This window comes from Neomegalonema sp., assembly GCF_028688855.1.
Lineage (GTDB): Bacteria > Pseudomonadota > Alphaproteobacteria > Rhodobacterales > Rhodobacteraceae > Neomegalonema.
Window position 1 is genome coordinate 20,379 of record NZ_JAQTXI010000018.1, and the last position, 14,372, is coordinate 34,750.

At 68.8% G+C, this 14,372-nt stretch carries 12 protein-coding genes; 6 read left to right on the forward strand and 6 right to left on the reverse strand.

What is annotated here, in order from left to right; all coding sequences use genetic code 11:
• Nucleotides 1-75: 75 nt before the first annotated feature.
• The 5 genes from PHN62_RS13160 to PHN62_RS13180 all read right to left on the reverse strand — a co-directional run bounded on the left by PHN62_RS13160 (nt 76) and on the right by PHN62_RS13180 (nt 7,760).
• Complete coding sequence (locus tag PHN62_RS13160; RefSeq protein WP_300151376.1) at nt 76-1,524, reverse strand: NAD(P)-dependent oxidoreductase; 1,449 nt, start codon at nt 1,522-1,524, stop codon at nt 76-78.
• Nucleotides 1,525-1,852: 328 nt separating this feature from the next.
• The gene (locus PHN62_RS13165) at nt 1,853-2,197 is read right to left on the reverse strand and encodes a rhodanese-like domain-containing protein (RefSeq protein WP_300151378.1); all 345 of its coding nucleotides are present in this window, start codon (nt 2,195-2,197) and stop codon (nt 1,853-1,855) included.
• A 70-nt stretch (nt 2,198-2,267) separates the two neighbouring features.
• Complete coding sequence (locus PHN62_RS13170; RefSeq protein ID WP_300151380.1) at nt 2,268-4,475, reverse strand: RNA degradosome polyphosphate kinase; 2,208 nt, start codon at nt 4,473-4,475, stop codon at nt 2,268-2,270.
• A gap of 106 nt (nt 4,476-4,581) precedes the next feature.
• Nucleotides 4,582-5,856, reverse strand: coding sequence for an AI-2E family transporter (locus PHN62_RS13175; protein ID WP_300151382.1), 1,275 nt, complete (start codon nt 5,854-5,856; stop codon nt 4,582-4,584).
• Nucleotides 5,857-5,990: 134 nt separating this feature from the next.
• Nucleotides 5,991-7,760, reverse strand: a complete 1,770-nt coding sequence (locus PHN62_RS13180) for an AAA family ATPase (protein WP_300151384.1) — start codon at nt 7,758-7,760, stop codon at nt 5,991-5,993.
• Nucleotides 7,761-8,015: 255 nt separating this feature from the next.
• On the opposite strand from PHN62_RS13180, the gene argB reads away from it, so the two are divergent.
• Nucleotides 8,016-8,945 (forward strand): acetylglutamate kinase, encoded by a 930-nt coding sequence (gene argB, locus PHN62_RS13185; RefSeq protein ID WP_300151386.1) that lies wholly within the window; start codon nt 8,016-8,018, stop codon nt 8,943-8,945.
• Nucleotides 8,946-9,054: 109 nt separating this feature from the next.
• Here argB and PHN62_RS13190 read toward each other — a convergent pair whose 3' ends face one another.
• A complete protein-coding gene (locus tag PHN62_RS13190; protein WP_300151388.1) occupies nt 9,055-9,723 on the reverse strand; it encodes an alpha/beta hydrolase in 669 nt (222 codons plus the stop codon).
• Nucleotides 9,724-9,968: 245 nt separating this feature from the next.
• Between PHN62_RS13190 and PHN62_RS13195 the strand changes: the two genes are divergently transcribed.
• Genes PHN62_RS13195 through sufC form a run of 5 tightly spaced genes read left to right on the forward strand, consistent with a single transcriptional unit; the run spans nt 9,969 to nt 14,372 of the window.
• Nucleotides 9,969-10,451: an Rrf2 family transcriptional regulator gene (locus tag PHN62_RS13195; RefSeq protein ID WP_300151390.1), complete on the forward strand. Its 483-nt coding sequence runs from the start codon at nt 9,969-9,971 to the stop codon at nt 10,449-10,451.
• Nucleotides 10,448-11,527, forward strand: a complete 1,080-nt coding sequence (locus PHN62_RS13200; RefSeq protein ID WP_300151393.1) for an aminotransferase class V-fold PLP-dependent enzyme — start codon at nt 10,448-10,450, stop codon at nt 11,525-11,527. Before PHN62_RS13195 ends, PHN62_RS13200 begins: the two co-directional genes overlap by 4 nt.
• Nucleotides 11,528-11,546: 19 nt before the next feature.
• A complete protein-coding gene (gene sufB / locus PHN62_RS13205) occupies nt 11,547-13,097 on the forward strand; it encodes a Fe-S cluster assembly protein SufB (protein WP_300151395.1) in 1,551 nt (516 codons plus the stop codon).
• Entirely contained in the window at nt 13,094-13,612 is a 519-nt protein-coding gene (locus PHN62_RS13210; RefSeq protein ID WP_300151398.1) for a cupin domain-containing protein, read from the forward strand. The genes sufB and PHN62_RS13210 overlap by 4 nt, the downstream gene beginning before the upstream one ends.
• 1 nt (nt 13,613) lies before the next feature.
• A complete protein-coding gene (gene sufC / locus PHN62_RS13215; protein ID WP_300151400.1) occupies nt 13,614-14,372 on the forward strand; it encodes a Fe-S cluster assembly ATPase SufC in 759 nt (252 codons plus the stop codon).

Below are 14,372 nucleotides of genomic sequence, written 5' to 3' on the forward strand. Positions count from 1 at the left end.
GCCTTGCGCCGCCCCTTGGGAATATCGGAGGCCGCGCCGCCCGAGGGGCGCGGCTGGAATCTCGGCTCGGCGGCGCTATTCGGCGGCCATGCCCGCCGCGAGGGCGCGCTGGTCGACATAAGCCGTGATGGCGTCGGCGGCCTCGCGGCCGTCGCGGATCGCCCAGACCACCAGAGAGGCGCCGCGCATGATGTCGCCCGCCGCGAAGACGCCCGGCAGATTGGTCATCTTGCTGCGGAAATCGGCCTTGACGGTGCCCCAGCGGGTGGTCTCCAGATCCGGGGCGTCCCAGAGCTGGGGCAGGTTCTCGGGGTCGAAGCCGAGGGCCTTGACCACCAGATCCGCCTCCAGCAGGAACTCCGAGCCCGGCGCCTCCTCGGGAGAGCGGCGGCCGTCGGGCCCCGGCTCTCCGAGGCGCATGCGCACGGCCTTCATCGCCGTGACGCGGCTTTCGCCCGAAAAGGCCCTGGGCGCGCAGAGCCATTCGAAGATCACGCCTTCCTCTTCGGCGTTGGCGACCTCGCGCTGACTGCCGGGCATGTTCTCGCGGTCGCGGCGATAGAGGCAGCGCACCGAAGAGGCCCCCTGACGGATCGCCGTGCGCACGCAGTCCATGGCGGTGTCGCCGCCGCCGACGACGAGCACATGCTTGCCCTCGGCGTCGAGGCGGCCCTCGTCGAATTCCGGAACCGCGTCGCCGAAGCTCTTGCGGTTGGAGGCGATGAGGTAATCCAGCGCCTTCTCGACGCCCGGCAGGCCCGAGCCGGGGCCTCCGAGGTCGCGCGCCTGATAGACGCCCGTCGCGATCAGCACCGCGTCGTGACGCGAGCGCAGATCCGCGAAGCTGACGTCCTTGCCGATCTCGCAATTGAGGCGGAAGACGATCCCCGCCTCCTCGAAGCTCTCGATGCGCCGCGCGACGACGTGCTTCTCCAGCTTGAAGCCGGGGATGCCGTAGGTCAGCAGCCCGCCCGCGCGGTCGTGGCGGTCGTAGACGACGACCTGGAAGCCCTTGCGCCGCAGACGCTCCGCCGCAGCCAGACCCGCCGGGCCCGCGCCGATGATGCCGATGCTTTCGGAGCGCTCGGCGCCGCGGGGCTTGGGCGGCTGGACCCAGCCTTTCTCCCAGGCGGTTTCGGTGACGTATTTCTCCACCGCGCCGATGGTGATCGCGCCATGGCCGGAGAACTCCACCACGCAATTGCCCTCGCAGAGGCGATCCTGCGGGCAGACGCGGCCGCAGACCTCGGGGAAGGTGTTGGTGGCCTGGCTGAGCTCATAGGCTTCTTCGAGCCGCCCTTCGGCGGTCAGCATGAGCCAGTCCGGGATGTTGTTGTGCAAAGGGCAATGAGTCTGACAGAACGGCACGCCGCATTGCGAACAGCGGCTCGCCTGCTCCTCCGCCTTCACGGCGGCGAAGGCCTGATAGATCTCGTCGAAATCCTCGGAGCGCTCCGCAGCGGATCTCTTGTCGGGGCTCTGGCGTCCGCGCGAGACGAACTTCAACATCTTCTGGCCGGCCATGCCTGCTGGTCTCCTGTCCCATGAGCCGTCGAAGTCCGGACGCGTCGCCCTCGGGCGGCTTCGGCGAACTTGCGGACGCGCTTTCTAACGCGATCGCGCCCGCGCATGAAAGACAGCAAGAGTGACCTAAATCAAGGTTTTTCGAAGACAGGGGCTTTTTTTTTCGAGGAGACCCCCGAAATTGAGTCTCTTATCCTGACCCATTTTCTCGGAGACTCCGTCGCGCAGCCCCCGGAAGACGCAAGAAGGCGGGTCGCCGAAGCGCCCGCCTTCTCCAGAGCTCTGATTTTCACGAGGCGCAGCCGAAGCGGCCTCGCCGGAGGACGCTTCAGTCCGCCGGACGCGCCACCGGCAGGCCCGCTTCGTCCCAGGCGAGGATTCCGCCTTCGAGATGCGTCACCCTGGTCCAGCCGCGCGCGGTCAGCGCCTCCGCCAGACGCCGCGTGCGTCCGCCGGAGCGGCAATGGAACACCACTTCGGAATCGGGCGCGAAGTCGTCGGGATCGAAGCTCGAGAGCGGGACCAGCTCCGCGCCCTCGATATGGGCGGCCTCGTATTCGCCCGGCTCGCGGACGTCCACCAGCCGGACGCCCCGAGCCACGCGCTCCGCGACCTCCTGCGGCGTCAGCCGCTCGAAGTCCGCCGCCGCGCCCATCCGTTCGATTTGGGCCATGATCTCGCCTTTCCTCCAGAGCGGCCTCTGCGGCCGCCTGGAGCGACAAGGTCTCCGGGGCGCGCTTCGGTCAGTCGCGCGCCGCCTCGAGACGCGGCGCGTCCTTGATTCCGGCGCGGCCCCGTCCCGACAGGCTGGGATTGTTCAGGAAGAACTCGTGACAGTTGAAGGGCGCGCCTTCGCCGGAGGACTCCGCTTTGACATAGGAGCCGTCGGGACGCAAGATCCAGCTGTTGGCCACGTCGCGCAGATTGGCCGCCATGACCTGAAGCAGGATCTGGTCGCGCACGGTCTGGTTGAGGATCGGGACCAGGGTCTCGATGCGCCGGTTGAGGTTGCGCTCCATCCAGTCCGCCGAGGAGATGTAGACCTTCGAGGACTTGCTCGGCAGCTTGTAGCCGTTGCCGAAGCAGATGATGCGCGCATGCTCCAGGAAGCGCCCGACCACGCTCTTGACGCGGATGTTCTCCGAGAGCCCCGGAATCCCCGGACGCAAGGCGCAGATGCCCCGCACCACCAGGTCGATCTTCACCCCCGCCTGGCTGGCTTCGTAGAGGGCGTCGATGATCTCGGGCTCGGTGACCGCGTTGAGCTTGGCCCAGATGCGCCCCGGACGCCCTTCGCGGGCGTGGGCGGCCTCGGCGCGGATCTCCTCCAGCATCGTGGACTTCAGCGTCAGCGGCGCGAAGGCCAGAGCCTCCAGCGCCTCGGGCTGGGCGTAGCCGGTGATGTAGTTGAAGATCTGGGCCGCGTCGCGCCCGAAGGCCGGATCGCAGGTGAAGAAGGAGAGGTCCGTATAGATCCGCGCCGTGATCGGGTGGTAATTGCCGGTGCCGAAATGGGTGTAATAGGCCATGCCCTGGGGCTCGCGGCGCACGACCATGCTGATCTTGGCGTGGGTCTTCCAGTCCATGAAGCCGTAGACCACCTGCACGCCCGCGCGCTCCAGACGGCGGGCCTGGCGGATGTTGGCGGCCTCGTCGAAGCGGGCCTTCAGCTCGACCAGCGCCGTGACCGACTTGCCCGCCTCGGAGGCGGCGCAGAGCGCGTCCACGATGGGGCTCTGATGCGAGGTGCGGTAGAGCGTCTGCTTGATCGAGACCACGTCCGGATCCTCGGCGGCCTGACGCACGAAGTTCACCACCACGTCGAAGGTCTCGTAGGGGTGATGGACGAGCATGTCCTTCTGGCGGATGGCCGCGAAGATGTCGCCGTGATGGTCGCGCACGCGCTCGGGAGCGCGGGGCGTATAGGGCCGCCAGAGCAGGTCCGGCCGGTCGTCGGAGATCAGCTGCGAGAGATCGGCCACGCCGATCATGCGGTCCACGACGATCATCTCCTCGGCGCCGACCATCATCTCCTTGGCGAGCATCTCGCGGAGGTAGTCGGGCGTCTCGGCGGTGACGGTCAGGCGGATCACGCCGCCCCGGCGACGGCGCTTCAGCGCGGTCTCGAATTCGCGGACGAGATCCTCGGCCTCCTCCTCGACCTCCATGTCGGAGTCGCGCAGGATGCGGAAGGCGCCTTCGGCCTGGGCCTCGTAGCCGGGGAAGACCCGGTCGAGATTCAGGTCGATGATGGTGTCGATGGGCATGAAGCGCAGCGGACGCGGCGAAAGGCCCTCGACGCCCGGGGCGTCGGGCATGCGCAGGAAGCGGCGCAGCTGCGAGGGAATCAGCAGCAGCGCCCGCATGGAGGCGCCGCCCGCCTTGCGCTTCAGATCCAGCATGAATCCGAAGCCCTTGTTGGCCACGAAGGGGAAGGGATGGGCCGGATCCACCGCCAGAGGCGTCAGGACGGGGAAGATGTCCGACATGAAGCGCTCGCGCGCCCAGGCGAGGTCCTCCGGAGAGATCCCTTCGGCGCCGACCACCGAGACTCCGGCGGCTTCGAGCTCGGCGCGCAGGGAGGTCCAGCTGCGCTGCTGGGCCTCCATGAGCTCGCGGCAGCGGCGGTCCACCTGGGCGAGCTGCTCGGAGGGGGCGCGTCCGTCCACGCTGCGCGTGCTCACGCCGCGCCGCAGGAGGCCCCGCAGGGCCGCCACGCGCACGGTGTAGAATTCGTCGAGATTGCTCCCCGAGATCGCCAGGAAGCGCAGGCGCTCCATCAGCGGATGATCCGGATTCTGCGCCGATTCCAGCACACGCTGATTGAACTCCAGCCAGGAGAGCTCGCGGTTGAAGAAGCGCGCGGGATCGTCCGGGGCGACGGGGCTTGCGCCCTGGGCCTCCGCGGAGGCGAGAACGAGGGCGGTCGAAACGGAGGCGTCAAGGCTCATGGCGTCCTGCCTGTGCGAATCTCGAGGGGGAGAAGCGGGCGTCGGCCCCAAGGGCTAACGACCTGATTATGACGTCCTCATGACGCCGGAGCCCGAACGCGGAAGCTCAGGCGGCGCCCGGCCCCGGCGCCGTCTGATGCGGACCCATGGCCGATTCGCCCCGGGCCTCGCGGGCGATGTCCTGCATCACGGCGGCCTTGACGGCGGCGGCCTCGGCCTTTTCGGGGTCGTTGGTCACCGCGATCACGCCCAGAGCGGCGTCGGCTTCGGCCTGGGCGTCGGGCGCGACGCCCTTGTAGAGCCGGCTGTCGAAATAGAGCTCCAGCGCATAGCGCGCCAGCACGCCGATGGCCGCAGCCGCAGGCACCGCCACCAGCATCCCCGCCAGCCCGAACAGCGAGCCGAAGGCCGAGAGCGCGAAGATCAGCAGCACAGGATGCAGCCCCACCCGGCCGCCCACCAGCTTGGGCGAGAGGAAATTCCCCTCGACCAGCTGGCCGAAGAGGAAGATTCCGCCCACCAGCGCCATGCTCAGCCAGTCTTCGCCCCAGAACTGCGTCGCGGCGACCGCCATCGCGAGCAGGAAGCCCGAAGCCGAGCCCACGAAGGGAATGAAGGACACGAAGCCCGCGAAGACGCCGATCAGCAGACCGTAGTTCAGACCCGCCAGAGTCAGCGCGACCGCGTAGAAGCTTCCGAGGATGAGGCAGACCAGAAGCTGACCTCGCACGAAGCCCGACAGCGCGCCGTCGATCTCGCGGGCCAGCCGGCGGATGGTCGGGGCGTGGTCGCGCGGCAGCCAGGCGTCGATGGCGGAGACCATGCGGTCCCAGTCGAGCAGCATGTAGAAGGCCACCACCAGCGCGATGGCGAAGCTCGCCACGGCGCCGACCGCCGCCACGCCGCCGCTCAGGAGGGTCTGCGCGATGCGCACGCCGCCGGTGGCGGCCACCTCGCCCATGCGCTCCAGAGAGGGCGCCGCCGTTTCGGCCGCGCCCGCCGCCGCCGCGCCCGCGCCGCCCCCGCCAAGCCCGAGGCGCTCCAGAATCCCCGTGGAGCCGAGCAGCCCCATCGCCCATTCGCGGCCCGCGTCGAACCAGCCCGGCGCGCTCGCGATCAGCCCGCCGATCTGCGCGCCGATGGCCGGGCCCACCAGAGCCGCCGCCAGAATCAGGACCGCCAGAAGCGACAGCGTGATGATCGCCGTCGCCCAGAGCCGCGACAGGCCGCGCCGCTCCAGACGGTCGGCCAGAGGATCGAGGAAATAGGCGATCGCCATGCCCGCCAGAAAAGGCGCGATCACCGAGCTCAGCGCCCAGAAAAGACCGATGAAGAGGAGGAACAGTCCCCCCCAGGTCAGAAACTGCCTCTGCACGCTCATGCGCCGCGCCCCCGGGAAGATGATGTCTCGGGCGCGCAGGACGCCCCCTCCCGAAGGTGGAGCGCCCCGGAGGCGACGTCAAGGCGCGAGGCCGGGCCGGAGCCTGCCGGGCCCGGACGGCCCCGGCGGACCGCTCAGCGGATGGGCGCCAGATCGCGCATGGCCACCGACCGCTCGTAGAGCAGGTTGGCCGTGCTCCAGTCGCGTTCGGCGCGGGCCTTCTCGGCGAGGCCCTCGTAGATGCCCGCGAGCCGCTCCACGCCGCGTCGGGCGACCTCGTTGGTCTCGTCGAGCGCCAGGGCGCGCCGATAGGCGTCGTAGGCGTTCTCCTTGCGGGGCTCGATATATTGACTCATGGCGAAGAAGCGCTCGCCGTCGAGGGCGTAGGCCGCCGAGGCCGTGAGCGGATCGCTGTCCACCAGGCTCAGGGTGAGGATCTTGCGCATCTCGCCGAGCGGCAGGTTGAAGGCCTCGATGATCGGGTCGTCCACGGCGCCGAACAGCCAGAGCTGCGCCGTGTCCACGCCCTGGAGCAGGGCGCCCTTGACCGCCTGGACGATCCCCTGACGCGGCGCCTGCGCCTCCGTCGAGGGGTTGAGCGGATCCAGACCGATGCGCGTCGGCCCCGGCGGAGGATCGAGCCAGGCCACGATCGAGCCGCTCACGGCGTCATAGGCGCGGCCCGCCGGGCCGCTCAGCCCGATCAGCAGGGCCAGAGCCGCCGCAGCCGCACCGAGCCGCAGGCCCCAACGCATCAGGTCGCGTCCGCGGCCTCTGGAGCGGGTGCGCGGACGGCGCACGCCGCCCTTGCGTCCGGCGCCGTTCGAGGGCGCCGTCTTCTTGCGGCCGTCCTCGAAGACCTCGCGCTTGCCCACGAGCCCCTTGACCTTCGCCCCGATCTGGCCGGAGACGCTCTGACGGCGGTTGCGGCTCAGGGCGCGGTCGCCTTCGTTCCAGACGTCGGGATCTTCGTCGTCGTCCTGTTCGAGCTCCTCGTCGTCGCCGCCGTCGCCGAAGTTCAGCTCGATCCTGGGGGCGGCGTGGAGCAGCGGCTCGCCATGGGCCTCGTCGTCGACGGGCGGGCCCTCGGGCTTGGGCTCCAGCATGAGCGCCCTGGCGGCCTCCTCGACCATGGCCCGGTCGATGGAGCGGCCGGGAGTCTCGGCGGCGAAGAGCATCGCATGGGCGCAGACCATGCCCAGAAGACGCGGATTCCCCGCCGTGTAGAGCGCCAGGGCGTCGACGCCCTCGGCGGTGATGGGCTCGCTGGTCATGCGCGCGATGGGCGCGAGGCGGCGCTTGAGGAAGGCCTCCATCTCGGAGCGCGTGAAGTGGCGCAGCTGGAAATGCGCCCCCACGGCCGAGCGGGCGCCGTCGAAGCGCGGCTCGGAGAGCTTGCGCGTCAGCTCCTCGCCGCCGATCAGGATGAACTGCAGCCCGATGGGGCGGCCTCTGGAATCGCTGGCGAACCGCAGGAGGCGGGGCAGGTTCTCGAGCACCTCGTCCGAGAGGTTCTGGGCCTCGTCGATGAGGATCGCGAGGCTCTCGCCCGCCTCGGCGCGCTGGAGCGTGAAGCGCTTGACGGCCTCGGCGTTGCTGCGGGCGTCGGGAGCGCCCTTGGCGGCGTCGAAGCCCTTCTCGATGAAGTTGACGAATTCGATCACGCCCAGATTGGCGTAGGGCAGCGTCAGGAAGCGGATGGACTCGCCCGCCTGCTGGGTGACGGCGCGCATCACGGTGGATTTGCCCGAGCCCGTCGGGCCCGAGATCACGATCAGTCCGAGCCGCGCCGCCACGCCCTGCAGCGCGCCGTCGATGGCGCGCCAATGGGCGGAGTTGAAGTAATAGGGCGCGTCCTCCGCGTTCAGATCGCGATCGCGCGCCTGCGCCAGAATGCTCGACATCTCTCCACTCCCCATGCCGCCGCGCGGCCGTCCGAAGACGCCCGACGGGAGAAGGATAAGCCCCGAAGCTTAAGGAATGGTCGCCCCTGGGCCGCAGGGGCCCGCGCAGGCGCCGGACCGGCGTCGGGCGACGAAGGCCGGAGCGCGGAATTCGGTTTGCAGCCCCCTCGGGGGAAGCTAAACACGGGCTTCCGCTCCGCCGCGCCTTCCTGCGCCGCGCCTTCCGCCACGCCTTCCGGAGGCTCCGCCCGCACCATGCCCCAGACGCCCGCTTCCGCTTCCGAGCGCCCGCCCGCCTCGCGGCGCGAACTGATGATCGCCGCGCGCACCCTCGCCGAGGGCCTGCCCTATCTCCAGCGCTACGCCGGACGCGTGGTGGTGGTGAAGTTCGGCGGCCACGCCATGGGCGACGCCAAGGCCATGGCCGACTTCGCCCGCGACATGGCGCTGATGAAGCTGGCGGGGGTGCATCCGGTGGTGGTGCATGGCGGCGGCCCGCAGATCAACGAGATGCTCAAGCGGCTGAACATCCAGACCGAAACCGTCGCGGGGATGCGCGTCACCGACGCCGCCACCGTCGAGGTGGTCGAGATGGTCCTCGCGGGCAAGATCAACAAGGAGATCGCCGCGGCCATCAGCGCGGCGGGGGCGAAGTCCGTGGGGCTCGCGGGCAAGGACAACCGGCTGATCGTCGCCGAGAAGATGTTCCAGAAGGCCCGCGATCCCGAGTCCAACATCGAGCGCGTGCTCGACATCGGCCTGGTGGGCAATCCGGTCGAGGTGAACCCCGAGATCCTTCAGGTGCTGATCGGCGCGGGCTTCATCCCGGTGGTGGCGCCGGTGGGCGTGGGCCGCGAGGGCGAGACCTACAACGTCAACGCCGATCTGGCGGCGGGCGCCATCGCGGCGGCCATGAACGCCGAGCGCCTCTTCCTGCTGACCGACGTGCCGGGCGTCAAGGGCGCCGACGGCGAGCTGCTGGCCAACCTCACCCGCGAGGAGACCGAAGACCTCATCGCCAGAGGCGTCATCAGCGGCGGCATGATCCCGAAGGTGCGCACGGCGCTCAACGCGCTGGACCTCGGGGTGAAGGCGGTGGCCATCCTCGACGGCCGCACGCCGCACGCCGCCCTGCTGGAGCTCTTCACGCCCACCGGCGGCGGCACGCTGATCCGCAAGGTCTGAGGCCGCAAGGCCCAGAACCGGAGGGCGCCTTCCGGGGCGCCCCCGCCGGAGCCCGGCCCGCCCGCTTCGCCCGAGCTTCGCCGGAGCCTCGTCGGGCGAGGCGCGGGGCTCAGGCCGGGGAGGTCGTCGGCGCGGAGAGATCCCCGAGCCGGGGGCCGACATAGCCCTTCACCAGCCTGAGCATGTCGTCCATGCCCTTCTCGTAGAAGTGATTCGCCCCTTCGAGGGTCTCGTGGGAGATGACGACGCCTCTCTGGGTGCGCAGCTTGGCCACCAGCCTGGCGACGTCCTCGGGCGGCGCGACGCGGTCGTTCAGCCCGTTGACGATCAGCCCCGAGGCCGGGCAAGGCGCGAGGAAGGAGAAGTCGTAGAGATTCGCCGGCGGCGAGACCGAGACGAAGCCCACGATCTCCGGACGGCGCATCAGCAGCTGCATCCCGATCCAGGCCCCGAAGGAGAAGCCCGCCACCCAGCATTGCGGCGCGGCGGGGTTCATGGTCTGGAGGTAGTCCAGCGCCGAAGCGGCGTCGGAGAGCTCGCCCACGCCCTGGTCGTATTCGCCCTGGCTGCGGCCCACGCCCCGGAAATTGAAGCGCAGCACCGAGAAGCCGAGATCGTGCAACGTGTAGTAGAGATTGTAGACGACCTTGTTGTTCATCGTGCCGCCGTGCTGCGGATGCGGATGCAGGATCAGGGCGATGGGCGCGTCCTTGATCTTGCTCGGCTGATACCGCCCTTCGAGGCGCCCTTCCGGGCCGGGGAACGTGACTTCAGGCATGGATTCTCCGCATTCGGCGCATCCGTCGCTTTTCCCTCGGAAGGGCGATGCGGCGGCGTGATGATCTTGACGAAATCGCTCCGGCATTTTAGAGTTATTCTAAGTTTCGGAAGCCGCAGACCGGCGACCGGAACGCCGGGCCGCCACAGCCGCCACGCCGTCGACGTCAAGCCCCTGTCAGTTAGTCGTCGTCGCGCTCCGGGTCAACTCAGCCGCTCGCCTCTCGCTCCGGAAAGAGAAGAAGAATGAAACTGAGCACCAAAGGCCGCTACGCCGTGACCGCCCTCGCCGACATCGCCCTTCAGCCTCCGGGAGCGCCGGTGGCGCTCGCGGACATCTCGGAGCGGCGCGACATCTCGCTGGCCTATCTCGAACAGATCTTCCTCAAGCTGCGCAAGGCCGGGCTCGTCGAGAGCTTCCGCGGCCCCGGCGGCGGCTATCTGCTGACGCGCTCCGCCTCCGAGATCAACATCGCCGAGGTCATGACCGCCGTCGAGGAGAGCCTCCGCGCCACCCAGTGCAGCGGCGCCATGGGCGAAGGCTGCACCATGGACAAGAGCGGCAAGAAAAGCCATTGCCTCACCCACAACCTCTGGGAGCGGCTGTCGAGCCACGTCCACGTCTTCCTGAGCCAGACCTCCCTCGCCGACGTGGTCGGCGAGCGCGTCGCCGGATGCCCCGCCATGCCCGACTTCGCCGCCATCCTCATGGAGGAGGGTCAGGCTTGAGCCGCCTTCCGCGCCTTTATCTGGACTGGAACGCCGCCGCGCCCCTTCGCCCCGAAGCGAAGGACGCGATGCTCGCGGCCATGGAGGCGGCGGGGAATCCCTCCTCCGTCCACGCCGAGGGCCGCGCCGCGCGCGCGATCCTCGAAACCGCCCGCGAGCGGCTGGCGACTCTGGTCGGCTGCAAGCCCGCCGAGGTGGTCTTCACCAGCGGCGCCACCGAGGCCACGGCCATGATCCTGGCCGATCCGCCGGGAGGCCTGAAGCCCTGGAGCCCGCCGGACCTGCATTCCTGCGTGATGGCCTGGCGCGATCCCGAAGTCTCCGAAGATCAGGCCCGCGCCGAGGGCCGGATCCTCGCCTTCGCCGCCGCCGAGGGCGAAACCGGCGCGATCCGTCTGGAGCAGGCCGAGGCCGCCGCCAGATCGGGCGCGCAGGTCTTCCTCGACGCCGCGCAGGCCATGGGCAAGATCGCCTGGCGCTTCGACGCCGCGCCTTTCCGGGCGGCGGTCCTCTCGGCCTCGAAATTCGGCGGCCCCAAGGGCTGCGGCGCGCTGATCCTGCGCGAAGGCGTCGAGATCGCGCCCATGCTCCGGGGGGGCGGGCAGGAATCGCGGCGTCGGTCGGGCACCGAGAACCTCGTGGGGATCGCGGGTCTGGGCGCCGCCGCCGAAGCCGCCCGCCGCGACCTGGAATCCGGAGTCTGGGCGCAGGTCCGCGCCCGCCGCGACCGCTGGGAGGCCGCGCTCCGGGCCGAGGCTCCGGAGGCGGTGATCTTCGCGGCGGAGGGCCCGCGTCTGCCGAACACTTCGGCTTTCGCCCTTCCGGGCTGGCGTTCGGACACCCATATGATGCAGCTGGACCTGGCGGGCGTCGCCGTGAGTTCGGGTTCGGCCTGCTCCTCGGGCAAGGTGGCCGCCAGCCATGTGCTGAACGCCCTCGGCGTTCCCGAGGCTCTGGCGCAGGGCGCGATCCGCGTCAGCCTCGGGCCGACCACCACCGACGCCGACATCGACCGGTTCATCGAGATCTGGACGAGCCTGCACAAGCGCCGTCCCACCCCGCAAGCGGCGGCCTGAAGCCGCAAAGGAAGCTGATATGAGCGTAGAGCCTCAAGAAATCGCCCTGCGCGAGGGCGTGGACCGTGAGACCATCGAGACCGTCCAGTCCATGGCGGGCAAATACAAATACGGCTTCGAGACCGACATCGAGACCGAATACGCCCCCAAGGGTCTGAACGAAGACATCGTGCGGCTCATCTCCTCCAAGAAGGGCGAGCCGGAATGGATGCTGGAATGGCGTCTGGCGGCTTTCCGGCGCTGGCTCCAGCTGCGCGAGCCGACCTGGGCCATGCTGAGCTATCCGGCCATCGACTTCCAGGATCAATATTACTACGCCCAGCCCAAGAGCTTCAAGGAGCGCCCGAAAAGCCTCGCCGAAGTCGATCCGGAATTGCTGCGCATGTACGAGAAGCTCGGCGTGCCGCTGCGCGAACAGGCGATCCTCGCGGGCGTCGAGGGCGCGGGCCAGGCCCCCGCCGACGGCGCCGAGGAGGGGGCTCCCTCCGGGCGCCGGGTCGCCGTGGACGCCGTGATCGACTCGGTGTCGGTGGCCACCACCTTCAAGGACGAACTCGCCAAGGTCGGGGTGATCTTCTGCCCGATCTCCGAGGCCATCCGCGATTATCCGGAGCTGGTGAAGCAATATCTGGGCTCGGTGGTTCCGGTCTCGGATAATTTCTACGCCACGCTGAACAGCGCCGTCTTCTCGGACGGCTCCTTCGTCTATGTGCCTCCGGGGGTGCGCTGCCCCATGGAGCTCTCGACCTATTTCCGCATCAACGCCGAGAAGACCGGCCAGTTCGAGCGCACGCTGATCATCGCGGACAAGGGCTCCTACGTCAGCTATCTGGAGGGCTGCACCGCCCCCATGCGCGACGAAACCCAGCTGCACGCCGCCGTGGTCGAGATCGTGATCCTCGACGACGCCGAGGTGAAATATTCGACCGTCCAGAACTGGTTCCCCGGCGACGAAGAGGGCAAGGGCGGAGTCTACAACTTCGTGACCAAGCGCGCCGATTGCCGCGGCAAGAACGCCAAGGTCATGTGGACCCAGGTCGAGACCGGTTCGGCGATCACCTGGAAATATCCCTCCTGCCTCCTGCGCGGCGAGAATTCCCAAGGCGAATTCTACTCCATCGCCATCGCCAACAACATGCAGCAGGCCGACACCGGCACCAAGATGATCCATCTGGGCAAGAACACCCGCTCGCGGATCGTCTCCAAGGGGATTTCGGCGGGCCGCGCCCAGAACACCTATCGCGGACAGGTCAGCGTCCATCCCAAGGCGACGAACTCGCGCAACTACACCCAGTGCGACAGCCTGCTGATCGGCGATCGATGCGGCGCCCATACGGTGCCCTACATCGAGATCCGCAACAACTCCTCGCGCGCCGAGCACGAGGCCACCACCTCCAAGATCGCCGACGACCAGCTCTTCTATTGCCAGCAACGCGGCATGTCCGAAGAGGAGGCCGTGGCTCTGGTGGTCAACGGCTTCTGCAAGGAGGTGCTCCAGGCCCTGCCCATGGAGTTCGCCGTGGAGGCCCAGAAGCTGGTCGCCATCAGCCTCGAAGGCAGCGTGGGATGACGACGGAGCAGAAGTCTCCGGCGCGCGGCCCGGTGGTCTGCGCCGCCGAGGCCCCCCGCAGCCGCGAGCGCCATGGCGAGAAATTCGACATCGAGCGCGCGCGGCTCGGACCGCTGATCGGCGCGAAGCAGATCGGCTGCGGCTATGCGGTGGTGCCGCCGGGCAAGCGGGGCTTTCCCTTCCATAACCACCATGTCAACGAGGAGCTCTTCGTGATCCTCGAAGGCGAAGGGGTTTACCGCTACGGATCGACGGAATATCCCGTGCGGGCGGGCGACGTCTGCGCGGCTCCGGCGGGCGGCGCCGAGACGGCGCATCAACTCATCAACACAGGCGCGGGGCCCCTCGCCTATCTCATGATCTCCACCTCGCATGACGCGGAGATTCTGGAATATCCCGATAGCGGCAAGTTCATCGCCGCGCATCGGCACGGGGCCGGCGGAGGCTACGCCAGCGCGCCTTTCAAGGTCGCCGGAAGGCGGGGCGACTGGATCGACTATTGGGACGGGGAATGACATGCTGAAGATCGACAACCTCCATGCGCGCCTTGAGGAAGAGCCCGAGCGGGTCATCCTGAAAGGCCTCTCGCTGGAGGTGCCGGCGGGCGAGGTCCACGCCATCATGGGCCCGAACGGTTCGGGCAAATCGACGCTCTCCTACGTCCTCGCCGGACGCGACGGCTATGACGTGACGGAAGGCTCCGCGACCCTCGACGGTCAGGACCTGCTCGACATGGATCCCGACGCCCGCGCGGCGGCGGGTCTGTTCCTCGCCTTCCAGTATCCGGTCGAGATTCCGGGCGTCGGCAACATGACCTTCCTGCGCACGGCGCTCAACGCCCAGCGCAAGGCCCGCGGCGAGCCCGAGCTTTCCGCCGCCGAAGTGCTCAAGCTGGTGCGCGCCGAGGCCGCCAAGCTGGAGATCTCCGCCGACATGCTCCGGCGCGGCGTGAACGTCGGGTTTTCGGGCGGCGAGAAGAAGCGCAACGAGATCCTGCAGATGGCGGTTCTCCAGCCGCGCTTCTGCCTCATGGACGAGACCGATTCCGGCCTCGACGTGGACGCCATGAAGCTGGTGGCCTCGGGCGTGAACGCCCTGCGCTCTCCGGATCGGGCCTTCCTCGTCATCACCCATTACCAGCGCCTGCTCGACCACATCAGACCGGACGTGGTGCATATCCTCGCGGACGGCCGCATCGTGAAGACCGGCGGGCCGGAGCTGGCCTTGCAGGTCGAGAACGAAGGCTATGCGGGCATTCTCGGAAAGGCGGCCTGA